The sequence below is a fragment of the Salinarimonas rosea DSM 21201 genome (assembly GCF_000429045.1).
Classification (GTDB): Bacteria; Pseudomonadota; Alphaproteobacteria; order Rhizobiales; family Beijerinckiaceae; genus Salinarimonas; species Salinarimonas rosea.
On record NZ_AUBC01000037.1, the window covers coordinates 1 to 23,530 of the forward strand.

Annotated in this window: 20 protein-coding genes; 5 read left to right on the top strand and 15 right to left on the bottom strand. The window is 61.6% G+C overall.

The window, feature by feature from the left end; genetic code table 11:
• The 11 genes from G407_RS32755 to G407_RS0120175 all read right to left on the bottom strand — a co-directional run.
• Positions 1-243: helix-turn-helix domain-containing protein (locus G407_RS32755; RefSeq protein WP_043540327.1), on the bottom strand; the 243-nt coding region annotated here is incomplete at its 3' end.
• Between the two features lie 188 nt (positions 244-431).
• The gene (locus tag G407_RS0120115) at positions 432-791 is read right to left on the bottom strand and encodes a DUF2958 domain-containing protein (RefSeq protein WP_029032269.1); all 360 of its coding nucleotides are present in this window, start codon (positions 789-791) and stop codon (positions 432-434) included.
• 453 nt (positions 792-1,244) lie between these two features.
• The gene (locus G407_RS0120120) at positions 1,245-1,577 is read right to left on the bottom strand and encodes a hypothetical protein (protein WP_156917655.1); all 333 of its coding nucleotides are present in this window, start codon (positions 1,575-1,577) and stop codon (positions 1,245-1,247) included.
• Positions 1,574-4,126 (bottom strand): S8 family peptidase, encoded by a 2,553-nt coding sequence (locus tag G407_RS28935; RefSeq protein ID WP_043540261.1) that lies wholly within the window; start codon positions 4,124-4,126, stop codon positions 1,574-1,576. The genes G407_RS0120120 and G407_RS28935 overlap by 4 nt, the downstream gene beginning before the upstream one ends.
• Before the next feature lie 12 nt (positions 4,127-4,138).
• Positions 4,139-5,116, bottom strand: a complete 978-nt coding sequence (locus G407_RS0120145) for an AAA family ATPase (protein ID WP_029032273.1) — start codon at positions 5,114-5,116, stop codon at positions 4,139-4,141.
• A gap of 204 nt (positions 5,117-5,320) precedes the next feature.
• Positions 5,321-7,789 carry a DEAD/DEAH box helicase gene (locus G407_RS31310; protein WP_084327666.1) on the bottom strand — a complete coding sequence of 823 codons (2,469 nt, stop codon included), beginning with the start codon at positions 7,787-7,789 and terminating at the stop codon, positions 5,321-5,323.
• Positions 7,790-7,807: 18 nt separating this feature from the next.
• A complete protein-coding gene (locus tag G407_RS0120155) occupies positions 7,808-10,807 on the bottom strand; it encodes a type I restriction endonuclease subunit R (protein WP_029032274.1) in 3,000 nt (999 codons plus the stop codon).
• Positions 10,804-12,630 carry a DUF262 domain-containing protein gene (locus tag G407_RS0120160; RefSeq protein WP_029032275.1) on the bottom strand — a complete coding sequence of 609 codons (1,827 nt, stop codon included), beginning with the start codon at positions 12,628-12,630 and terminating at the stop codon, positions 10,804-10,806. The genes G407_RS0120155 and G407_RS0120160 overlap by 4 nt, the downstream gene beginning before the upstream one ends.
• The gene (locus G407_RS31315; RefSeq protein ID WP_084327667.1) at positions 12,627-13,979 is read right to left on the bottom strand and encodes a restriction endonuclease subunit S; all 1,353 of its coding nucleotides are present in this window, start codon (positions 13,977-13,979) and stop codon (positions 12,627-12,629) included. The genes G407_RS0120160 and G407_RS31315 overlap by 4 nt, the downstream gene beginning before the upstream one ends.
• On the bottom strand, positions 13,976-16,000 hold the full coding sequence (locus G407_RS0120170; protein WP_084327668.1) for a type I restriction-modification system subunit M: 2,025 nt from the start codon (positions 15,998-16,000) through the stop codon (positions 13,976-13,978). The genes G407_RS31315 and G407_RS0120170 overlap by 4 nt, the downstream gene beginning before the upstream one ends.
• Before the next feature lie 29 nt (positions 16,001-16,029).
• Complete coding sequence (locus G407_RS0120175; RefSeq protein ID WP_245259138.1) at positions 16,030-16,281, bottom strand: type II toxin-antitoxin system Phd/YefM family antitoxin; 252 nt, start codon at positions 16,279-16,281, stop codon at positions 16,030-16,032.
• Positions 16,282-16,385: 104 nt separating this feature from the next.
• On the opposite strand from G407_RS0120175, the gene G407_RS31865 reads away from it, so the two are divergent.
• Complete coding sequence (locus G407_RS31865) at positions 16,386-16,703, top strand: hypothetical protein (RefSeq protein WP_156917656.1); 318 nt, start codon at positions 16,386-16,388, stop codon at positions 16,701-16,703.
• A 33-nt stretch (positions 16,704-16,736) separates the two neighbouring features.
• Here G407_RS31865 and G407_RS28940 read toward each other — a convergent pair whose 3' ends face one another.
• From G407_RS28940 to G407_RS0120195, 4 genes are all read right to left on the bottom strand, one after another.
• Positions 16,737-18,146 (bottom strand): relaxase/mobilization nuclease domain-containing protein, encoded by a 1,410-nt coding sequence (locus tag G407_RS28940; RefSeq protein ID WP_052341656.1) that lies wholly within the window; start codon positions 18,144-18,146, stop codon positions 16,737-16,739.
• A complete protein-coding gene (locus tag G407_RS0120185; RefSeq protein ID WP_029032278.1) occupies positions 18,143-18,502 on the bottom strand; it encodes a plasmid mobilization protein in 360 nt (119 codons plus the stop codon). The genes G407_RS28940 and G407_RS0120185 overlap by 4 nt, the downstream gene beginning before the upstream one ends.
• 500 nt (positions 18,503-19,002) lie before the next feature.
• On the bottom strand, positions 19,003-19,374 hold the full coding sequence (locus G407_RS28945; RefSeq protein WP_052341657.1) for an ankyrin repeat domain-containing protein: 372 nt from the start codon (positions 19,372-19,374) through the stop codon (positions 19,003-19,005).
• A gap of 8 nt (positions 19,375-19,382) precedes the next feature.
• Positions 19,383-20,180 (bottom strand): hypothetical protein, encoded by a 798-nt coding sequence (locus G407_RS0120195; RefSeq protein WP_029032279.1) that lies wholly within the window; start codon positions 20,178-20,180, stop codon positions 19,383-19,385.
• Between the two features lie 72 nt (positions 20,181-20,252).
• Between G407_RS0120195 and G407_RS28950 the strand changes: the two genes are divergently transcribed.
• From G407_RS28950 to G407_RS0120210, 4 genes are read left to right on the top strand one after another with little or no spacing between them, the layout of a single operon-like run.
• Entirely contained in the window at positions 20,253-22,004 is a 1,752-nt protein-coding gene (locus G407_RS28950) for a type IV secretory system conjugative DNA transfer family protein (protein ID WP_052341659.1), read from the top strand.
• Positions 22,001-22,699 carry a J domain-containing protein gene (locus tag G407_RS0120205; RefSeq protein ID WP_029032280.1) on the top strand — a complete coding sequence of 233 codons (699 nt, stop codon included), beginning with the start codon at positions 22,001-22,003 and terminating at the stop codon, positions 22,697-22,699. Before G407_RS28950 ends, G407_RS0120205 begins: the two co-directional genes overlap by 4 nt.
• Positions 22,699-23,223 carry a hypothetical protein gene (locus G407_RS31870; RefSeq protein ID WP_156917657.1) on the top strand — a complete coding sequence of 175 codons (525 nt, stop codon included), beginning with the start codon at positions 22,699-22,701 and terminating at the stop codon, positions 23,221-23,223. The genes G407_RS0120205 and G407_RS31870 overlap by 1 nt, the downstream gene beginning before the upstream one ends.
• Positions 23,220-23,525, top strand: coding sequence for a hypothetical protein (locus tag G407_RS0120210; protein ID WP_156917658.1), 306 nt, complete (start codon positions 23,220-23,222; stop codon positions 23,523-23,525). The genes G407_RS31870 and G407_RS0120210 overlap by 4 nt, the downstream gene beginning before the upstream one ends.
• Positions 23,526-23,530: the final 5 nt, after the last annotated feature.

The following is a 23,530-nucleotide window of genomic DNA, read 5'->3' on the forward strand; positions in this document are numbered from 1 at the left end:
GATCCAGTCCTCGAGCCCGTCCAGCTTCTTCGAGCGCGACGGCGATGTCGGCGGCCGCCATCCACCGGCTCTCAACCAGCGCCGAACCGTGTTCCGCGAGCACCCCAGCTCCGCCGCGATCCGCTTCGAGCCCCACCCGAGCGCCTTCAGCGACAGCATCGCCGAGACCTCGTCCGGCTCCTTCATCTCCAGCCCCCGTGCAATCTGCTCCTGGGGGCATCTGTGCATCCATGCGTCGTCCATCGCGACCTCCTGCTCGACGGCAGGGGGTCAGTTCCTCATGGCGCCAAGGGGGTCAGTTAGTCGTGTCGCCCGACAGCTGGCGGCATCAAAACGGCTGCGGGGATTGGCCTGCGGCGGCTGGATGGCGGCAAGCGATACGGATTGAATGGTCATGGTTTCCTCCTTGGTTGGTTTTTGAGAGTGGATGGTCAGGCGCGGACGCAGCCGCGCCCTGCCGCTTCGGCGGCGTATGCGCTCAAGGTCTTGGCGGGGCTAAAATGGCGGTCGCGCTCAACCGGAAGGCCGAGCCTGCCGCGCACGGCTTCAAGCTCCGACAGACTGACGCTGCCGAGTTCAGGCGTTCCGAAGCCGAGATCGCAGAGCCCGAAGGCTATGTCCTCGTTCTCGGGGTCGAGTTCAGAGAGCAGCCATGTGCAGGCGGCATCGGGCGTGAACAGCTTGACAACCGGATAGACATCCGGCTCGTCCTCGCCGCGCTCCTGCGCGGCAAGCCGCTCACGGCCGTTGCGTAGCAGCGCTTCGCGCTGTGGTCTGGTGAGAAGTTTCATTGTCGATCCTTTCCCCTCCATTCACGGGAATGAAGGCATGGGTTGCGCATGCAACCTTGGCCCTCGCCGAGAGCGGATGGGTCCGGGACGGTACGGGTTCGGGCATGACCGGGCTGCCGGCCGCGCGCATCACACTGATGCGCAAAGCGGACGCGGCCCTGTCATGAGGTAGAAGGCGTGCCGAAAGGGAGGGAAGGCGGCGCCTTCCCTGGCCCCTTCTCAACACACGATGCCGGCGCGAAGCGCTGACCGGTCTCAGCGCGAGGGATCGTCACCCGGATGGGCGGAGATCGCTGCCCGCACGGGGGGGCAGAAGCTCCGGGCGCATTCCTGCGCCTAGAGCCCGGTCCGGCATAGCGTCACCACGCCGCCTCAAGCAGTTGCCGGACGCGCCTGGAATAGAAATCAGATTCAGATGCGAACAATAGAATAACTGCACGGAACGGCGGGCAGTCAGATGTCCATGGCAGCCCGACGAATGCGGCTTTCCCAGGCAGGCTCGATCATCCCATCAACAGCCAGGTGGACTTTTGCATCGAGGCTGCTCTCCAGCTCGTTCTGCAAGGCGGAGATATCGAACAGGCTGGGTGTTTCCGCGTAAGCGACCAGCACGCCGATACTGTCCGGCCCTGCCATGCCGATCGCGACCGGATCGAACGCCCGCAAGTCCGACAGCTTCAGCCGCGCGGTCAGCTCCGGCTTGAGCGCCTTGAGCTTGAGTAACAATGCTGCGCGTTCCCCCGTCATCCTCTTCAGCTCCTCAATATCTGCTGCGACCGGGCTCAAGCGCCTCCCGTATCGATATCAACCTCGATCCCGACCTCGTTCATAATCTCGGCATGAAGATTGACGTCAGCTTCGGCCCTTAGCGTAACGATCAGCGCGTAGCGGACGGTGCGATTTGCGCGCTCGAGCTTCGGCTTTTCGCGCCACCAGCCGCCGACCGGGTAGATACCAATGCCGTTCCGGTTCGCCAGGTCGGCCGCCGTACCCCGCCAGATGTCCGCGTGAAGGGAACCGCGATCCCGCAGCCGCGGCCCGAGTACCCAGCCATCGTCGTTCCCGCCTCCGGCCACCTGCTCGTCTTCGTCGCGAGCGGCCGCGTTCACGCGCCGGCGGAACCTATCGAAGCTCTCCTCTGCCCGCTTCACGGCAAAGCGCAGGCCATGACCGGCATAGCGGTGGCGGCGCGTCCAGCCGCGCTCGCCCGGATTGGGCTCTATGAAATAGCTGAGCGTGACGCGCATCTCGACCATCGCTTCGCCGAGCGCACCGAGCGCATCAGCCGGCCAGGGCAGATCATGAAGCATCATGTCCCGACTCTTCACGGACGAGCCTTCGGCCTCATAGGGCTGCAGCTCTGACTCGATCACGAGCGTGACGTCATTGCTCAGGCTCCGCAGCGCTCTTCCGAGATCGGGCTGGCCGTACCCGTAGCGGCGTAGCAGGAGACGCTGGTTTGACTGGATGGGATTGGCCGGCAGACAGGCAAGCATAGCGGGCGTCCAGCGGGCCGAATGTACGATGAGCCCGCGAATGGTCTCGGGCCACAGCTCCGGTTGATCCGCGAGAACGATGGCTGCAATACGGGAGACGGCAGCCGTAGCGGCGCTCGTGTCCCCGGTAACGGTGAAGGCCCGCTCCTCCGGCCGGTTGAAGGTTGTCAGCAAGGCGAGATCATCAAGATGGTCACCGCTCCCGGTAGCCGGATCGATGCCATGATTGCCGCCCTCGAAGACGACATCCGGTTTGATCGGCCATTCCTGGTGCCAAGGGACGGAAGTGCGGCTGCACGGAGCAAGATCGCCGGCGGGCGCCATCACCTGCCACCCCGCGAAGGTCACATCCGTGATGGTGCATTTCTCGGTCATCGCGCCGACAGTTATCGCGTTCCACGCCTGCGCCGGGCTTTCGATGCCTGACACATCATTCTGGTCGAGATATTCAGTGGCAGGATAATAGGAGCCAATGTTCCCGGCGGAGATCACGATGAGGCGCTGATCGGTTCCCTCGCCATAGGCGAGATCATCGATCTTCGCAGACCATGATGACGGGCGGCCACGCCAGTAATCCCCATCACTCGTCACGGCAAGGCAGAAGGCACGGCGCCTGTCAGGCGCCTGCACCTCGGCCCGCGCCATGGCCGCCGCGGTTATATGCCCGTAAAGATCGGGATCGTTCGCCCCGTGGTCCGGTAGTATCTTCACCGACTCGAGGCGATGAAAGAGCTCGAGCGGCCCGTTGCCGACGATCGCGTCCGTGAGATCACCGTATAGTGCGATGCCGCTCATTTGCGTACCGTGGCCGCGCCACTGCGCGCCGACATCCTCAGCGTTCCAGTCCGCACGCCAGGCCTGATGGTCCTGCGGGTCAAGCGCCTGCGTGATCAGCGGATGCCGGATCGTGCTGCCGCTATCAAGGATGCAAACGGCGGGCGCATTGCCGTCCGGCAAGACGAGGCGATCGACCAGCTCGTCTGACCATTCTGTCTGCTCCCCCCCGTCCATCTCCATGAACACCGCGGGCGTATCGCGGGCAAGGCGCAGCTCGGCGATAGCGTCGGTGTTTGCGATGATGCGGCCAAGCACCTCCGGCGTTGCACGCGCCAGCAGGACCTCACGTTCTGCGAAGGTGACCCTATGCTCTTTGACAGGAATGTTGAGCGCTGCCGCTGCGTGCGTGAAAGTGGCATGCGCCTCGGTTCGCAGCCAGATTTCCCACCAGGCTTCCTGCCCCGCTTGAGGAAACAGACGCTGGTCGTCGGTGTACAGGGAAGCCGCCTGCGCGAGCCGCGCTGCCTCGATGGAGGCTACCAGAGCCTCGTTCTTCGGGCGGCGCGATTTCTCAACCGGGTTCCCGTTCTCATCGAGGCGGTTATTGCCGTTCTCATCCTTCTCGTAGCGGACATTGTCCTCTTCGGCATAAGTCCGCACCTTGCCGAGATAATACTCGCGCTTTGATTCCGGGACGAACACGGTTGCCTGAATGATATCCGGGTTCTCACGCGAGGGCTTGGCCGCAACGAGTTCGATGCGGTCCTCGCCGCGCCGGTACTCGAGGTTGTCGAGTACGGCCTGCTGGCTGCGCGGAACCTCAATCTCGAGATAGAAACCCGGCTTGCCTGCCGCGACCGCCGGATCGCGGGCTGCAATCTGCTCTTCGGCCGCAGCGACAGCCGTCGTGAGCATATCCTCGAGATGCTTTGCATGTTCCGCGCGATCGCGCGGCGGCAAGCCGCCGCTACCGCCGCCGCTGCGGGGCGAGGTAAAATCCTCCCTGTCTCCATGCCCTGAAAGATAGACGTGCGGAAGCTGGCGCTGTTCGTTGTCGGCCATAATCAGCGCCTTTTAGTGCGAGGTTGATGTTTTTCGTTCGCTGATCGCTGCCAGAAGGTCCTGCCGCGTCACTGTTGTGCGATCGTCAAGAATGGCGCGCTTGGCAGCCTCCTCTGCGGCCCGCGCAATCTCCGCCTGGCTGAGCCCTGCGCTTGCTTCAATGATTTCCTTCCAGCGCATGCCTTTGGTGTCAAAGCCTGAGAGCCGCGCTTTCAGAATACCGCCCGAAATATCGGGGTCCGGCAGACCATAATGAATGATGTCATCGAACCGGCGGAAAAGCGCTGGATCGAGCAGCTCCGGGTGATTGGTCGCTGCGATGATCAGGCTGTCCGTGTCATCCTTTTCCAAAAACTGGAGAAACGAATTCAGCACGCGCCGTATTTCACCAACATCATTCCGCTCGGCCCTTCGGGCGCCGATTGCATCGAATTCGTCGAAGAAGTAGACGCCGCGCGTCTCGGCCATAGCGTCGAACACCTGGCGCAGCTTCGAGGCCGTCTCGCCCATAAAGCGCGTGATCAGCGACTCGAACACCACCGTGAAGAGCGGCAGCGTCAGTTCGCCCGCGAGCGCTGCCGCGGTCATTGTTTTCCCGGAACCGGGCGGTCCAACGAGCAGAATTTTACGCCGCGGCCGTAGCCCGTGCTCCAGCAGACGGTGATGCTGACGCTGCTCGGTGATGATCCGCTTCAGGCGCTGCGACAGCGCCTCCGGCAACACCATGCTCGAAAGCCGCGTGTCCGAGTAGCTGGCGGAGATCAGCGCCGCGAGATCGCCTTTCGGCTGGGCAAGCGGCACAGGCCGGTTGCTCCTTGTAGCCTTGCGCATGCGCGCCTCGTCGACAATGTCGCGCAGCTGCTGCGCAAGCGTGCCATGGCCAAGCCGCGCCTCATGCGCAGCGACCTGCATCGCTACGGACAGAAACTGCTCGTTGTCGCCATCGATATGGCTGCGCAACAAGGCTATGAGGTGCTTCGACGCGGTCATCTTCCCTACTCTAGCCGGCTCCGAGTGCCAGCGTGGCCGGCCATGACTTTTTACAGCAAATCGGCACCGGCGCATATCCCTCTAGATTATCACCTGACGCGCTTAATGACAAATCGCTTTCTTATGTAATACTGAGCGATTGGCTCGGTATTCCTAAGCACGAAGTCCGATTTTTGCGCACGACTGCTTGGTTTTCCTCTTTATCTACTTTGGAGTCGCGGAGAATGAACTTATGAATGCATCGGCACTAAGCTCAAACTGCACTAACCTTCTTGCTACCTCGGTGGCATTCGCCGCCACATCCGGGTCGACAAGCTGGGTTGCGAAAGTCTGAAGGTTCTTTCGCAGCTTTCCGAGATGCGTAGGACCGATCAGCCGCATGTTCTCGATCCCGCTTGCTCCTTGGCCAAGCGTTCGGTCCGGGTGGATCATGACCGGAACAGCTACAGAAGCTGGATAGCGGTTTTTGAACCACGCAATAGATTGACCGAGCTGTCCGGCATCTTTTTTGGCGACCCCGCTCTCTGCAGTCACTCCGTTCTTGCATTCGATAACGAGGAAGGTGCCATTCGGCAGCGCCCAAAGGTTGTCCGGACCTTCCTTATATTCCTTCTCAGGCCTCTGACCTCGGATGCCAATGAACCAGGCAAGATCGTTGACAGCTGCCTCAAACTTATCCGCCGTGTCCGGCTGGAATTGCAGGTCGTGACAAAGTTCGTTGGCGAAGAGCTTCATCGCCGTTGAGTCCATGAAACGGCTTTGATGGTTTGCGATAAGGGTTGCGGCTTGCTGGCCGGTAGCTGGCGCTAGTTTCTTGTAACTCGCGCCATGAAGGGGTTTTGTGACCCGTGGCTCCATTGAATGAGCTGCAAGCAATGTCCTCTGCGCGCCCTCCGCATCCATCGGGTGCTGGAAAGCAGCTTTTCGCGAAAGAAGCCACGCTTTCACCTGCTCGTCGGTCGTTTCGTCGATGGCACGGTCCAAAAGGTCAATGGCGTTCTTATCCTGGTTGGATCGCGCACAGTCAAAGGCGCCTCGAAGTGCGACTTTGGCCGGGTCAAGACGCAGCTCGTCATCAGCTTTCAAGCTGACAAGAACTTTCTTGCTGATCTTGATCCAGTCAGCGTCTCGGCCAAGGCACTGCAAGATGACTTCCTTTATCTCCTCGATCGAAGGACTTGTAAGGCGTCGAGCAATTCGGCGCGACAGTTCCAGCTGCGCCTTGGTGGCTGGAGTCAGCATCGCCTGCCCCTCCGGCGACCTGATTCGGGTTGTTAGCTTCGCCCCAAGCAGCAGTACGGCGCAGTAGTCATCATTGGACCTCACGCCCCGCCCCATTCCTTGCTCAATGCGCTCAACCTGTCTCCGTAGGTTGACGGCTGAACCACTTAGCACTTCGCTGTCCACAAGGTCAGCGTATGAATTAACTTCCGGAAGGTCTGCGATAGCTAAAACACGGCAAGCGTCGCCGGGGAGGTCGATACCGTCGTAGCGATTTACAAGGACAGTCAGACCGACATGGCCGCTCCGGAGCTTGTTGATGCCATCGACGACCTTGTCGCCTACAAGCACCTGATCTGCCACATCTTCCCATTCTTCCGATGCCGGCTTTGATGGAACGATAACTACGACGTTAACTGTTTCGGACAAGTCTCCGAGCAACTGGCGAACATCGCTCGTCGTGAGGTCTGAGTTCAGCTCTTGCGGCATCAGTATCATGCGCTCCCCCATCGACTGCGATGACGAAGGCACAATCGGCTTAGCGATCGTATTCGGATCAGCTCCAAAGTGCGTAACCAGCACGCTGTCATCCGCCAGCGTGGCCGTCATGTATATTCGCCTCTTCGCCCTCCGAAACGATTGAATCAAATCGGTTGCAGGATAATACGGTTCGATCTCAAGCCGCTGACCACCGATCACGCATCGGCACTGACGCAGAATTTCCTTCAGCAATGGATAGATGAATTGTAGATCGTCTGTACAGCTGTGCGCGTGAAGCGCCTTCAAAATTTCGGAATGGCGGGCCTGCCACGACCAGAACGGGACTTCGACATGCGCCCTTGGGTCTCCGGCTTCGATCTCTAGAAAACGAGCCTCGTTGTAAGCTCGAAGGTCCTCGGAGAGAGCCCGCAGAATGTCGTGGTACGCCCCGTGGCTATTCGGGAGGCTGATCCTGAACTGATCCGCGATGGTCGCCACGCACGCATGAGCGTCATCGATTATCGCTGTTCCGATGTCGATCTTGGCCGCACCGACACCGAAGACAGAGCGACCATTGAAGAGCTTGTAAACGTTGATAACGCAAATTTTCTCTCCCGCGGCATAGTCGGCGTCTCGTGGGTCATCCGTCACCTCCAGACCCAATGCTTCGGCCTCCCGGATCACCTGCTGAGCTAGCTGCCGGTCAGGGGCAACGTAAAGCGCCGGCCCTTTGCCTTCGTTTAGTGAGCTTTGGAGAAGTAGCAGGCCGACCAAGGTCTTCCCGCTGCCCACGTTGAGCTTGATGACGCTGTCCTTCTTCTCTCTTTCGTTGAACCATCGGTTCATGACCTCGGTCTGGATATCGCGAGGAAAGGAGAAGCCAGGGGCACGATCAAGCGTGAAGAAAATGTCGCGAGGGTGAAGTACCTCCTCGCTTTCGTCATCCAGCATGTCTGAAAAATCGATCGGCATTGCGTCCCCCGGGATGTTCTAAGGAGCTTGTTCGCGCGTCTCGCGTAAAGCTCTGTTGAAAAAATGCCTTGTCGCCTGCTCGCGGGCCTGCGCATCCGTCAGCACGATGTTCCGCATCTCGTTGTCACGCTGGAACATCCGGATCGCGCCCTGAAAGAAGGCATCCCGGAAGGCGGCATAGACGACATCTGGGGGATTGTTGCGGAGCATCTCGGTCATGTCCTCGGTGAGGACCTCGTGGGTGACCTGCTCGAAGCGGATCATGTCGGCTTCGGTGAACTCGGTGCCGTGACGGTCATTGAAGGCCTTCACGATCTCGGAAAGCTCGCGTCTCTCGTCTTCGGTGTAGGGATTGGCGCCAAAGCCGCTGATCGCCTGCAGCGGATCGCTCTGGCCCGGCGACAGCGCGGCGCTGCCCTCTTCCTTCTGCACGACCTTGAAGGCCTGAAGGCGGAGCATCTCGTCCGTGATCTCTATCTCGGGCGGCAGCTGCCGGTTCGGCAGCAGGCGCGAAAGCCACGACGCATAGGAATAGAGTTTTTCCAGCCAGGTATCCTCGAGCCGGATGACCTGCGCGACGAAGCTGTAGAAGCGCATATAGCTCCGAAGCAGTTGCCGGAACTCCTCCTGCTGGCCGTCGTCATCCTCCGCCTCGAACCGCGCCACCGCGTGACGGACAAGCCCTTCAAGCCTTGCGCGGTCGCTGCTATCGAGCGGGCCTTTGTAGAAGGTTTCGGCAAACCGCTCGATCTCGGCCTTGTCGAGATAGCCGAACTGCAGCAGCCGCCCTTCGAGCTCGTAAACCTGGTTCGGGTCGGACATCGCCTCAAGGCTCGTCGCCTCAAAGTACGGCCGGAACGCCGCCTGAATGTCCTCCATGGTGTTCTGAAAATCGAGGATGTAGGTCCGCTCCTTTCCAGCCTTCGTCCGGTTCAGGCGCGAGAGCGTCTGCACGGCCTGCAGGCCCGCAAGCTTACGGTCGATATACATCGCGCAGAGCTTCGGCTGGTCGAAGCCTGTCTGGTACTTCTCCGCGACGATCAGGATTTGGTAGATGTCGGGGTAAGGCGTGCCGTCGGGCTTGAACCCGTCAAAGCGCCCCGGCAACTCGGTCTCGGCGAAGCCGTTGACCTCGGCTTCGGTGTAGGTCTCGCCGTCCACCTTCAGGTCGCCGGAGAACGCGACAAGCGCCTTCAGTTCCGCGTAGCCCCTCGATTTGATGTAGTCCCGCACGCCGAAGTAATAGCGCAGCGCATGCTCGCGGCTCTGCGTCACGATCATCGCCTTCGCCTGCCCGCCGAGCTCGCCCATGACGTGCCGGCGGAAGTGCTCGACGATCACTTCGACCTTCTGCCCTATGGCCGTGGGATGCAGGGAGGCGAACCGGGCAACGCTACGCTGGCCGCGCCGACCGCTAAGTTCCGGGTCGTCCTCGATCGCTTTCTCGAGCTGGTAGTACGCCTTGTAGGTCATGTAGTTCTGGAGCACGTCCAGAATGAAGCCTTCCTCGATCGCCTGCCGCATCGAGTAGAGATGGAACGGGTGCGGCAGGCCATCCGCCCCTTTCACGCCAAACCGCTCCAGCGTCACGTTCCGCGGCGTCGCGGTGAATGCAAAGAAGCTGATATTCGCCTGCGGTCCGCGCTGCTTCTGGTACTCGGCGATGATGTCCTCGATGTCATCGCTCGAAGTCGCCTCGCGGGTCAGCGCTTCCGTCATCGCCTGAGCGGACTTGCCGGACTGGCTGCCATGCGCCTCGTCGACAATGACGGCAAACCGCCGTTTCCCCTGCCCTGAAATCTCTTTCAGGTGCTCTGTCGAGAATTTCTGAATGGTGGTGACGATGATGCGGGCACCCTTGGCGATCGCGTCTTTAAGCTGGCGCGATGTGCCATCGATCTTCTTAACCACGCCCTGCGTCTGCTCGAACTGCGCAACCGTGTTCTGGAGCTGCCGGTCGAGCACGATCCGGTCCGTTACGATGATCGCGGTGTTGAATACCTGCTGGTCGTTCTCGTCGTGCAGGTTGATGGCGTGGTGCGCGGCCCAGCCGATGGTGTTCGATTTTCCGGAGCCTGCGGAGTGCTGGATCAGGTAGTTGTGCCCCGGCCCGAATGTCCGCGCGTGCGCCATGATCCGGCGCACGGCGTCGAGCTGCTGGAACCGCGGGAAGATCATCGTCTCCTCCCGCTCATTGCTCTCCAGGTGCATGAAGCGCCCGATCACATCGAGCAGGACTTCCCGCGAGAAGATCGCCTTCCCCCATTCGCCATCGCGGTACAGGTAGGCCACCCGGAACTCGTCCTCGATCTCCTCGTTACCGGCGCCCCCGCTCCGGCCGCGGTTGAACGGCAAAAAGCGCGTCTTGCCATTGGCAAGGCGGGTCGTCATCGAGACATTGTCCTCATCGAGCGCGAAGTGAACGAGCGCCCCACGTTTGAAGGTCAGCAGCGGCTCGCCCGCAGGCGAGCGGTCGGACCGGTACTGCCGCTCGGCATGCCTGAACGTCGAGCCGGTCAGGAGGTTCTTGATCTCGAGCGTTGCGACCGGGATGCCGTTCACGAACAGCACCACGTCGATCGCGTTCTCTGATTTGAGGCTGTAGCGCACCTGCCGCATGACGGACAGGATGTTGGCCTCGTACTCCTGAACCCGCTTCGGCTCCAGCGCGCTCGCCGGCCGGAAGTAGCAAAGCGAGAATTTGATGCCGGGAATCATTTTGATGCCCGTTCGCAGCACGTCGAGCGTCGAACGGGTCTTCAGCGCCTTCTCGAGATTCTTGAACAGCTCGGCCTCTGCCGAACCCGAGTAATGCGCCTCGAGCTTTGCCCACTCGTCTGGCTGCGTATCCCGCAGGAACCGCACCACGAACTCGGGGTCGAGGGCGGAAGCCCGGTCAAGACTCTCCGGCGCGCGCAGCACATATCCCTGGCCCGCGATCAGCTGGCTGACCAAGTGATCTTCAAGCACGATCTCTTTGTGAATGGATGCGCCGCTGCGCGTGCTCTGCTCGTTCATTGCGGGACCTCGCTCAGCAGCGCCGCCGGGTCCCACACTCGTTCGGCCAGCATTCTGTAAAGCTGCCCGCGCTCCTCAATGTCCGCCTTCTTGAACTCCGGATGCGCCCGGAACGGCAGCTCGCCTTCGTTCACCAAGCGCAGGAAACCCGGGTTGTGGGTGTAACAGTCCGGGTGGAGCGAATGCGCGAGCAGGTTCTGCGTCCGGTAGTGCTTCAGCTTCTCTCCATAGGGAAGATCGCCGTAGCTGGCATTGAAGGATTTTGGCAGCAGCAGCAGCCCGCCGATCCGGTTGCGGTGCTCAGCGAAGTCGGAAGGATGGGAGAACTCGTCCGTGTGCCGCTCGGGATGGTCAGCCCAGATATGCTCGACTTCATAACGACCCGGCCCGTCGGCAATGTACTCCTGATAGCGGGAGCTCTGCCCCGACTGGGTCTCGACATAGTCGGTTAGGCGCGCCAGTAACCGGTGGATCGCGTAGCGGTTCTGCTGATGGACGCGCAGCCGTTCGTTGCTGGCGAATTTCTCCGTCTCGTCCTGCAGCTGCTTAACCAGCCGCTCAGCGAGCGGTCCCGCCTCAAGCCCGCGGATGTCCCGCATGACCAGGAACATCGCGTACTGCATCGTCGAATAGGCGATGCTGCGGAAGTTCCAGAGGCGCCAGGCGAGCAGCACATCGACGAAGCGCGCAACGATCCTGATTTTGGCATCGACGATTGCCGGGTCGTCATCCGGCTTCAGCGGCGCAAGGATCAGCATGTACTGCAGGGTGAAGCCGTGCTGCGCGTTGTACTGGACGTGCTCCAGCCCCTTCACACGCTGCCGGGAGGCCTCCATCAGCCGCAGATACTGCTTCGCGTAAAAATCAAAATCCCGGTCGATGAACCGGAAGAAATCCTCCGTGCTCTTCAGCCCGACAGACGCGCTGGCATCGCGCAGCCAGCGATGAAATTCCGTGCCGATGCGGTCGAAATCCTCGGGCTTCGCGCCCTTCTTGCGCTCACGTATCTTCGTCGCGTACTGGCTGCGCAGCCACGCCTTGAAGCAGTCCGCCTCGACTTCCTTTCCGGCCTCGTTCAGCTCCAATATCCGGTCGCGCCATCGCTGATTGGCGGAGATGCGCTTCTTCTCATCGATGTTCGCGAGCAGGTAGCCTTTGAGCATGTCCGTCGGGCTCAGCGAGAGCCCGCGGTCATTCATCGTCTCGAAGATGGTGTAGGCGTCATCATCCGAGTAGGCGGTGATCTCGACGAGGTGCACATTCTCGAGCAGCCAGTCGATGAAGTACGGCAGCGCCTCTTCCCGTAGCTCCTCCGGCCACGCAGCCTCCATATCCTGATACCGGGCAAAGAGGTTCTGGACCGATTCCGACCGGTCCGAAGGATCGAATGGTGTTCCTTCAAAGAGCGCTTCCATGCACGGGTTGCGCTCATCGACGTCGAGGTTGAACGACTTGTCGCCGAACTTCTCCGAGACGATCAGCTCGTCGATATTGACCTGATCGGCGCGCCCGCGCTGCAGGTTGCGCAGCAGGATCAAGAGCAGACTCAGGCTCGTGAGACGCTGCTGCCCATCGACGATGTAGCTCGCGCTGTCCTTCTTGCTGATGATGATCGAGCCGAGAAAGTAGTGCGGATACTCCGCCACCTGCTTGCGCGCATGTCCCGGCTGGTACTCCTCCAGGAATTTGCCTGTCAGGTCATCAATCAGCTCCGAGGCCTGCTTCTCGCCCCACTTGTACTCGCGCTGATAGTAATCAATCGAGTACTTCACCCCCTTCAGGAGCTCGCGAACCGTCTTCGCCTTGCCAAGTATCTCCCTCATGCGCTCATCGCCTCCTGAATCTGATCAAGACGGCGATCGGTCTCACCCCGCTTGCACCAGCTCGCCACATTGATCTGGCCGGTTACAGCTGCGGTGATCAGCGCCGAACGGAACTCGCGAGAGCGATCGATGGATCGCTGAAGAGGTTCGATTACAGCGTCCACGCGCTTGATGTGCTCTCTGATCGCGCGGACGATTTCTTCTTGCTCATCCGGAGGAGGAATAAGCCCGAAAAGATGGGCGAAGCGCTCACTCTTAATTCCAGAGGCCGTAGAGCCGGACGCATAAAGATTTAGGGACCGTTGAAACGATGCCGACATCATAAGTTCGGCAAGGAAGTTATTGGAGACGAGTCTTTCATTAGCTCTGAATTTCATTATCCTCTGCGCATATGCCACATCGGTGCGATCGACTTGGGCAACGTTTCCCAACGGCGCTTCGGTGGTAAAAAGCACATCACCAATGCTCGGCTTCCCACGAGCGCTCAGCTTGTCCCAATCTTCTTGGGTCGTGAACTCCTGAGATCGCTCGTAATCAATCTTACCCGGCCGAATGTTTCGGGCAGTGACCAAAAAAACCCCATCATCGACCTTTTCCGGAGTGCGTCCACGATAATCCACCTTGGAAGAAATCAACCGATTGAACCTGCAAACCGCCCAGTGTTCAGGAACTTGGCCGAACCAATCGACACCGCTTTCCTTGTACAGCACCTGCTCAACCAGCCCCTTGCAGACAGCCGTATCGCGATAAGTCTCCTGTTTCGCTACAAGAAGCTCTACCAGACGTAATTTTTTCTCGATCAACTGGTCGATACGAGCAGTCTCGTGGTCGAGAAAGCTTGCGATGGCTCTCTGTGTTTCGAGCTCAAAGTCTGGCACGGGAATTTGCCCAACCATAGCTTGGTTAAGGCCGTCACGTGTGTCCTGACTAGAAAGACCTCTAATTTCACGGTAGAGGCTGGTTAGCCACCAAAACAAAAACTTACTATCTCCGTCGTAGTCTGCAATGCAGGCAAGAGATTGGTTGCCATACGCGGCGGTACCCATAGTTGCGACCATCGCTTTGGTCTTACCCTGTCCAGCCAAAGCCATCGCGACGGTCATAGCGGGAAATAGCCTTGTCGCGCTTCCGCGAACGGCTTCTCTGGTAATGTAGGCGGTAGGGACAGTTATAGTTTTTTGGTTTACTTCACCCGATCCAATCCAAGGCAGATCTCCGTCAGTCCAGAAATCAAGATTGCTCTTGTCTGGCGTTCCCCCGGAAAATATGCGTGCCCTTAGGCCCAGTCTGACCGCACGAACTGGCAATTGCCTCGTTTGCGGAAAACTGTCGATGATACGTCCGGTCACGCCGCCACCTCCTTCAGAAGCCCAGCGATTTCAGCCTCGAGCGCCCTCAACTCGGCGTCGATCTCCTCCAGTGGGCGCGGCGGCACGTAGCGGTAGAAATAGCGGTTGAAATTGATCTCAAATCCAACGCGGCCAATCTCACCGTCGCGGGCATCACGATAGCTCTCATCCACCCAGGCGCCCGGCACAAAGGGGGTGACGTCACGCGCGAAATAGTCGCGCCAGTCCTCTTTCAGTGGCACCAGCTCGTGATCGCGGAGCTCCATGTCCGGCTCCGGATTCCCATCTTTGTCGGTGCAGATGTCCGCCTCCTCGTCCCGCTCGGAAAGTGCGGACAAAATCGTCTTGCGTGCAGGCGCGCCGATCTTAACGCCTTTGGCCTTGAGCGCCTTGTTCAGCGCCTTCTCAAAAGCGTCGCGATTCTTGAACAACGTCTCGCCCATGCCGAGCAGCACGACCTCAATCTCTTCACGCTCGTCCTCGGAGAGTCTTTGAATTACCTTCTCATCGCGCAGCCGGGCAATGCGCTCCTGGCTCGCTTGGAAGTTAAGCCGCAATGGCCGCTCGACCCGTATTTCGCGGTAGCCGAAGTCGGCGGTGTCGAAGATTTTGGAGAACTCTCCATACTCCCCGTTGCCGTTGAGCATGCCGGCGTAAATCCGGACGATCTCGGCCCGCGCCTCGTCAGGAATCTCTCGGCGTTTGGAGCCGAGAGACTTGCGCATCGAACTCCAAAACCGTTCGCTCGACGCGTCAATCAGCTGGACCTTGCCGCGGCGGTTCTCCGGCTTTCGGTTCGTCAGAAGCCATACATAGGTCTGGATACCGGTGTTGTAGAAGAGGTCGGTCGGGAGAGCAACGATCGCCTCGACCCAGTCCTTCTCCAGCATCCATCGGCGGATTTCGCTCTCGCCGGACCCGGCCCCACCCGTAAAGAGCGGCGAGCCGTTCATGACGATACCGATGCGCGAGCCGGCTTCGTCATCGCGCATCTTCGAAATCATGTGCTGCAGGAAGAGCAGCTGACCGTCGGAGATGCGCGGCGTACCCGCGCCGAAGCGCCCGTCAAAGCCGAGCGTCTCAGCCTCGGTCTTGATCGGGTCCTGATACTTCTTCCAGTCCACGCCGTAGGGAGGATTGGAAAGCATGTAGTGGAAACGTTTGCCCTTGTGCGCGTCCTGGGTCAGCGTGTTGCCGAAAGCGATCTGTTCGGGGTCGTGACCCGTGACAAGCATGTCGGACTTGCAGATGCCGAACGACTCGCCATTGAGCTCTTGGCCAAACAGTTCGACCCGGATAGACGGGTTGAAGTCTTTGAGTGCCTCTTCCGTCAGGGCCAGCATGCCGCCGGTGCCACATGCCGGGTCGTAAACCTGCCGGATAATGCCGCGGCCGGTCAGTTTGGTGTCATCATTCGCGATCAGCAGGTCGACGATTAGGCGGATCACTTCACGCGGGGTGAAGTGCTCACCGGCCGTCTCGTTCGAGATTTCCGAAAATCGGCGGATGAGCTCCTCGAACAGGTATCCCATCTCGACGTTCGAGACCTTGTCCGGGTGCAGGTCGATTTCGCAGAAGCGCTCGAATACCGGCCACAATATGCCGCCGTCCTTGAGGCGCTTGAGCTGGTCGGTGAACAGGAATTTATCAAGGAAGATGTCCCGCACGTTCGCGGAGAACTTGGTGAGGTAGTCGACGAGATTCGAATGCAGCTGCGCCGGTTCCTGACCTTTCAACTTATCGAAGGTGAAACGCGAAAGGTTGTAAACGCGGACATTGTCACCGACTGCGCCGAACAGGATCATGTCGCGCGTCGCGTCGTCGATGCCCTCCGGAAGCGTCTCGGCTGCAGAGAGCACGCCGTCCTTCGATGCTTCGAGCAAGCAGTCAAGGCGGCGCATCACGACGAACGGAAGGATGACCTTGCCGTACTCCGACTGCTTGAAGTCCCCCCGGAGAATCTCGGCTATGGACCAGATGAACCCGCTTAGGTTCTGGATTTCAACGCTCTTCTTCGCCACTTTTCCCCCAACGGCACTACGGCCTGCCCTTAGCTCTCTTTCGGTGCCAGCTTGTCGTCCGGCTTCTCGACCGGCCGGTCCGACAAGCGCTCGTACTCTTCCACACTCATCACCACGACCACCGGCCTGCCGTGCTTCTCGATGGTGACGGGCTCCGCGCGCGCAAGGTCGATCAGCATCCCGAAGCTGTTCTTGGCATCCTTGGCTGACATAGATTTCAAGAACGGAGCGCCCAAAATAGCTATTTTGGGCATAATGCCCAAAGGGGCTTCGATGGGCAAGCGGGAATGTCAGGTGGAGCCATTATGACCAGCTCGTGACCAGGACGGTGGCCATCCACCCCGTCATGCTGAGACCAGATCAGCACTGGACACGGAGCAGGACAATGAACTTCCCCGACAATACCACCGGCGACCTGATCATGCAGGACTATCTCGGCAGGATCGGCATGCAAACCGGAACGCTCGCCAACACTCTCGCACTTGAAGCACGTGCTCGGGAAAAGGCCGCCGCGGCAGAGGCACGGCGTCGCGAGAAGGCGCGACCGGCCCCGCCTCCGCCTCTGCCCGTCTGGCCGACTTCTCTACCCGTCCGCCCGGCAAAGCCTCCGGTCGCCAGCAAGCCCGCGGTTCGCACGATACCGTGGTGGAAATGGTATCTCGCCGGAGTCGCTACCGGCTTGATCCTTCCGCTCTTCTTCTGAACCAGCCGAGCGCCGCCATCAGGCGGCGCTTTCTTATGGATCGCGCCGGAGCCCGTAACCACGCGGCCGGCGCGGCCGCGCCGCCTGCTTGTCGGCCGCCTTCTGCTTCGGCTGCTCGTCCGTACGCGGCCGGGTCACGTCCGCTGCGTTTTCAGCGACCTGGCCAAGCTTCTCACCGGCTGCTTTTCGCTGCTGCAGCTCCTCATGCTGGGCGACGCGCCGTTGATCACGGGCAAGCGAGCGGTTCTCCCGCGCCTCGACACGGCCGAGCGCCTGCTCCCGGCGCACGAGGTTCGCGTTTTCGCGGCCGTAGCGGCGGGAGAGCGCCTCCTCCTCGAGCCGGTGCCGCTCCGCCATGTTGAGGTTCGTGTTGCGGTAAAGCGGCGCCAGCACGCTGCGAAGCACCGGCACGCGGCCGAACAGCGCCAGCACAGCTGACGCCGCCCGCGCGAATGGCCTCTCCGCTTCCTTCTTCTGCGCCGTGTGCAGGCTCATCCGCTCCTGACGCTGCCGTAGCTCGAGCTCTTGCCGCTCGGCGAGCAGCTTGCCGCGGCGCTCCGCCTGCCGGGCTTTCAGCTCTTCCGGCGAGCGCTTCACGTGCGGGGCGCGGTGATGATCGAGTGCCTCGTCCTCGATCTCCTGCCGGATACGCTCGCGGGTCTCTTTGACGGTCGGGAGGTCGTCGGGCGTGAGCGGGGAAAGCCGCGCCTGCACGTCCTTTGCCCGCGCGCCGTTCACCTGCCGGGCAAGGCTGTGCACCTGGCCGGCCCGGTCGACGACGACGAAACCGCGCTTGTCGCCGCGGGCGAGCTGATAGCCGCGCTCCCAGAGCGCATCGACAAAGGACTGCGCGCTATCGCTGCCCTCATAGGCGGCCGTGATCTCGGCGCGGCGGTGCGTCGCATCGAGGCCAGAGAGCTCGGCCTGTGCCAGCTCGGCCGTCTTCACCGCCTGATCGATCTGGTCGTAGCGCTGCGCGCCGCGGTTCTTTGCAAGGCCGTCCGGGAGTTCGTGCCCGAACTCCTGCGCAAGCTCCTGCGCGACCGACCGCAGTTTCTGCCGGTCATGGGAGAGCTGGACGGCCTTCATCTGGACCGTGTCAATCCGCGACCAGACGACGTGGCAGTGCTCGCGGCCTTCCTTGACATGGAAGACGACGGCCCGCGGCTGCCCGTTCAGGCCCAGCCTGTCTTCTATCCGCTCGATGGCCGTTTCGTACTGCGCGCGGCTCATCGGCTCGGACGGATTGATCGACAGGCTGTAAAGGGATTGCTTGCAGCGGGTGCCGGTCGCCATCGCCTCGAACTCGGCGAAGGCGCCGTGCAGGTCCTGCGCGATCGTCCCACGGACCGAAGCCAGCTCCATCGCGTCATTGTCGTAGATGTTCATCAGATGGCTGGCGAGGTCTTCCCCGCCTGAGCGCTGGTTGCCCTTGAGGATCACGGCTCGCGCCCGAGAGCCTCGAAGCACACCGTGCGCAGCTCGGAGAGGTCCCGGGTCGCCGCATCGATCAGCGCGTGACACTCGCGCTGATCGGCGGCATCAGCCGCCTGCCGGAAGGCCTCGGCGACGCGTCCAAGCTCTCCGAGCAGCCGGGCAACCGCCTTGTGGTTGACCGTCGGCCGCCGGGTGGCACGGGGAGGCTCTGTCTCCAGAACGGCGGCGCGGAGATAGGCACCAACGCTCATCCCGGCGCGGTCCGCGTTGATCCGGATGGCGGTCGCCTCGGCGAAAGTGAAGCGGGCCTGCAGGACCGCTTTGCGTTGCCGCGTCTCCGTGCCGCTCGTCTTACGTGCCATCGCGGATATCTCCGGATGTTCGGTAAGGCGGGCGAAGCGTGGGTCCGGGACGCGCAAGTACCGGGCGCGGTCCAGCGGCGAAACGCTGGCCTATGGGCCGGTCCAGGGGGAGAGAGGATGTCTCCCGGTCCTGGTCGGTGGGTGGCCGGAGGGAGAGAGAATTCTCCTTCCGGTCGATGGGGATCAAAGGGGAGAGCGACGTCTCCCTTTTGCCGCGCATGGCCTCAAAGCCAGGCGCGGAACCGTGATGAACCGGCGGAACGGTTCCTGTGCTGCGCAGTCGCAGCACAGCCAGCGGGGGATGCAACGGGGGCGGCTCCTGAGCCCCCTTGCCAAGATGGCGCGGTATGACCGCGCACATCTTGCACAGCTCTGTAATCTTCATACCCCCATGATACACGGGATATGAGCCGGGCTGAAACGGTACGCTCAGATAATGGTCGGATCGCCCCGAACTGCTCCGAACAGAGCCGTCAGAAACCGTTATAGGTCAACGCCTGCTACCGCAATCCGTTGCGATCGAGCCACGCCGATTCCTCGTTGACGATGAAGTCGGCAAGGGCATCTTTTACCCGGCACTGTGCGGCGACGACCGTTGGCCATCGCCCGCTATGATCCGGCATGAACCCCGCAGACCAAGACTCAACGAGCATCTGGGCAAGCGGCAGATTGTTCATGCCGACAGCAATATGGAGCGCGGTCAGACCCGTCTCCGGGTCCCGCGCGTCGACATCCGCGCCCGCTTCAAGTGCCAGCCTTACGGATGCGAGATCGGCATCATAGGCGGCGCGAAGCAGGTTCATATTTTGCGCCTGCGCGCCTTTCGAACCTGATTTCGAAGCGGGGCCGCCGGGTCGCTTTTGATCCGCCATGACCCGCCTTATGCTCCCGCTTCGGCCGGCACGAACCGGACCGCCACGCTCTCGACCGTCCCGCTCGATCGGGGCATCTCGAATACGCCGACAGGCTCCGCGCTGCGGCCTGCCATCACGCCGTCGTCGCCGATCGTCAGCACGTAAGTGCGCGGCGCGCGGGTCAGCAGGTTGCGAAGCACGAAGAAGGCAGAGCTTCCGGAGACCACGGCCGCGCCTTCATAGGCGCGGCAAACGTCGGGGTCGTCCGCTTTGTCTCCGGAAAGCGCCCAGTTGAAGACGCGCTCGGTGACCGCGTTGGTCTGCCTCGTCCCGCTCCGCTCCAGCTCGGAATAAAGGATGCTGGCCCTGTCGGCGCCCATCTTCACGATCTTCGTCCGTCCGACCTGGACCACATCAGCCTGCCCTTTGCGAAGCAGGGCTTCGCTCGCAAAGCCCTGCAGCCGGGGAGGAAGGAGCGCCTGCGCGCCTTCCGCCGCATCGGACCGGCCGGCATCGCCGGCCGCGTAAAACAGGCCGAGCTCACCCGCGAGCCGGCCGGGCGCGTCGCTGACCGGCAGGCTCGCCGCGAAGCTATGACAGAAGCGGACGAACGCATCGTTCGTCCGGTGCGTGCTCGAAAGGAAGCGCTGCAGCGTGCTCAGCGGTATCCGGTCAAGGGTCAGGCCATTGGCGATTGCGATTTCTTTCTGCAGTGTCGGTACGCCGATACTGCGCGCCTCCATGTAAGCGATGAGTGCATCGCGAATACGCTCCCGGTCTTCGCGGTCGAAGCGATTCTTCTCGGCAGTACCGGCTCCCGCCATTTAGGTGCGCTCGTTCATTCTGACCAGCCCGTGACCAGGACTTCTCCGGGGCTCTGACCGATGCTTCCGGTCATGAGCACGATCATTCCATATCTTCTTGCCGGTGTCTCCCTCGCAGCGCTGATCCGCTGGCGCACGAAGAAAGCTGACAAGACCTTTGGGTCAGCCGGCTGGCTGCCGGTCTGGTCGGCGAGCGCGAAGGGCCTCTTCCGGAACCGCGGCCTCATCGCCGGTGACTGGACCGGGCTTCTGCCCGTCCACTATGACGGCGACGGCCACATCCTGACGATCGCACCGACAGGTCGCGGCAAGGGCACCTGCGCCATCATCCCGAACCTGCTGCGTCACCCCTTCATCTTCCTGTGCGATCCGGGCGGCGAGAACGCCGCCATCGCCAGCAAGGCCTGGCGCGCCAAGGGCTACGAGGTACAAATCCTCAACCCATGGAAGCTGCATAGCGAGGCGCCGTGGTCGCTTCCCTCCCACGAATACAATCCTCTCGATATCCTCGATCCGGATGCGGATACCTTCTCGAGCGATGCCGCGCTGATCGCCGAGATGATCGTCTCGCGCGGCCCGAAGGACGGCGGCAGCGCAGCGTTTTTCAAGGATGAAGCGCAGAATGCCATCCGCGCCTTCATCATGCACATCGTCACGACTGAGCCTGCCGAACGGCGCACGCTCATCACGCTGCGTAGCTTCATCACGGCGGACGCGAATGTCTGGGATGCCGTCGTCGCCGCCATGGCCGAAAACATGGCTGCAGGCGGACTGATCGCTGGTGAAGCCAACCAGATGATACGGCGCAAGGAGCAGGCGCCGGAAGAGTTCTCCGCCATCGTCTCGACGATGAAGCAGGACACGAACTTTCTCGACGACCCTGTCATGAAGGCGGCGCTTGCCAGATCAAACGCGGACTTCTCGATCCTGAAAGGACAAAAAGCCGGTGCCCGCATACCGGGCGGCGTCGTTGCCATCGTCATACCGCTTCAGTATCTCGACACGCACGCCGCCTACGCGCGTCTCGCCATAGCCGTTGCGCTCTGGGAAATGCAGCGCGCGCCGCTCGCCCGTGAGAAGGTGCTGTTCGTCCTCGACGAGTTCCCGGCGATGAAACGGATGGACCGGATCGCGACCGGCCTTGCCACCTTGCGCAAGTTCCGGGTTTGGCTCTGGCCAATCATCCAGGACGTCAATCAGCTCAAGCAAATCTACAGCGATCAGTGGCAGAGCTTCCTGTCGAACGCCTCGTTCAAGCAGTGGCTCGCGGCATCCGATCTCGAGACTGCGAAGCAGATCTCCGACCTTTGCGGCGCCGGAACGGTCGCGACCGAGACAAGGAGCGCCGACGGGAAGAAGTCGGCAGGCCAGGCGCGGCGTCCGCTGATCACGCCCGACGAAGTGCTCATCATGCCGGCGAACAGGCAGATCGCCATGATCGAAAATCTAAAACCCATGGTCCTGCTCAAGACGCCTTACTGGGAACGTGCCGAGCTCCGCGGCCTGTTCAATCCGAACCCTTACCGCGCCGGAACGCCGCCACTCCGCTGGACAGCGCCTCTTCGCAGCCTGTGGGGCAGCACCTTCCGGGTCCTCGGCTGGGTCATGCGGCCGGCCCCGACGCTCATATACGCGGCGGCTCTTGCCGGGCTCCTCCTGGCAGAACCCGGCGCGAAGGTCTCGGCGGGCTGGTACGAGCAAGGGCAGTCGATCGTCTGCCAGTACCAGACGCCGCTCGCGCGCAAGCGCATCTACTTCAAATGGCCCGGCATCCGGCGTGCCGACTGTCCTCTCATCACCTGGCGCGGGAGGTACTACGAATGAAACCGCTTCGCTCGGAATCCGACTTCCCGGATGTGACCGGCGGGCTCGTTTTCGGCCTTCTTGCCATCACGGCGCCCTGGCTGCTCGCCGAATGGCTCGGCCTTGGCGAGCAGCTCGCCACGCTCCTCGATGCATTCGGCCCGTTCCGCCTTATCGCTCTTGGCGTTCTTTACGGGCTCAGCTTCCTTGTGATCGGAACGGCGCTCCGCGCCCTGTTCCTGATCGCAGGCCTTTCGCTGTTTAGCGGCAACCTCGTACTCGATCGCGGCGCAGCCGTCGCGACCAGCCTGCTCCGAAAGGCCGGAGGCGTGCTGGCGCTCGTTGTGAGCGCGCCGTTCCTTCCGCTGAAAACTGCCTGCGAGAGCTGGCTCGCAAGGCTGCGGGAGGAGCGCGCACTACGGCAGCGCTACCGCGAGGAATTCTACCAGGCCTATGGCAGCTATGCTGAATTCCGGCGCGCCTTCTACGGCGAAGATGATGGCGAAAAGCAGCAGAGCACGCCGGAAGCGCCCGGCAGTCTCGAAGAGGCCTTCGCCCTCTTCGGCCTGCCTGCAGGGTGCGACCAGAGCGCATTCGAGACGCGCTACCGCGAACTGATGAAGCAGGTCCATCCCGACCGGGCCGGACCAAACGGCCTTGCGACGAGGCTCAACGAGGCGCGTGCGCTGATACGAACGCAGAAAGGATGGAAGTGATGAACAGCCCCAACATATCTGGCGATGCTTTCGCGGCACGCCTGCAAGCGCTGCGAAGCAAGACAGGGCTCGTGGATGAACGCGTTCTCCAGTTCCGCTGCGCCGTTACCGGCAACCCCTTCTCCGTCCGGTTTACGCGAGAAAGCCCTGCTCTGCGTTACCGCATAGCGGAGGTACGCGCAGCCGAGGGCGGTGCCGGCTCTGGCGGCTACCACCAGAAAGATCGCTCCTTCCCTGCGAAGGAGTTCGATCTGTCCGGCTGGCGCTGCCCCTGCTGCGACGATGATGACGGTTTCACAATCTGCAGCGGCTGCGGATCGAACGTGTGCGCCGGCAGAACACGCAAGCTGCCGCACGGCGCACGGCTCTTCGGCTGCCATGATGGCTGCGGTACGAGCTTCCAGACGGCTCCCTGCGAGACCGTGTCCGGTCAGTCCGCGCCGCAGCGCGGCCTGCTTTCGGGACCTGCACAAAAGAAGCTGCCTGCGCCGCTGCGCGCGCTCACAGACAGGAGGAAATCATGAAACGAACATTTGCAGCGATAGCCGGCCTCGCAGTAGCCGCGATAGCCGTACTCGCGATCTGGCCGGAACCGGGGATATATCTCGGGCACGAAGTGACAAGCGTGCGCGTCACCGTTCCCGATGAAGGCGAGCGGGATCACGAGCTCCTCCGGTGCCGGTACCTCTCGCTCGATGGCTACGAAGTGGTGGAGAAATGGCCGGCGCACACCAAGCCCGGCACGCGGCTCGAGCCGGACGGCGAAGAGGCGCTCGTCGACGGGCAGGACTGCCTCGCGCCGTGGCCGGGCATCCCGGAAGGATGATGATA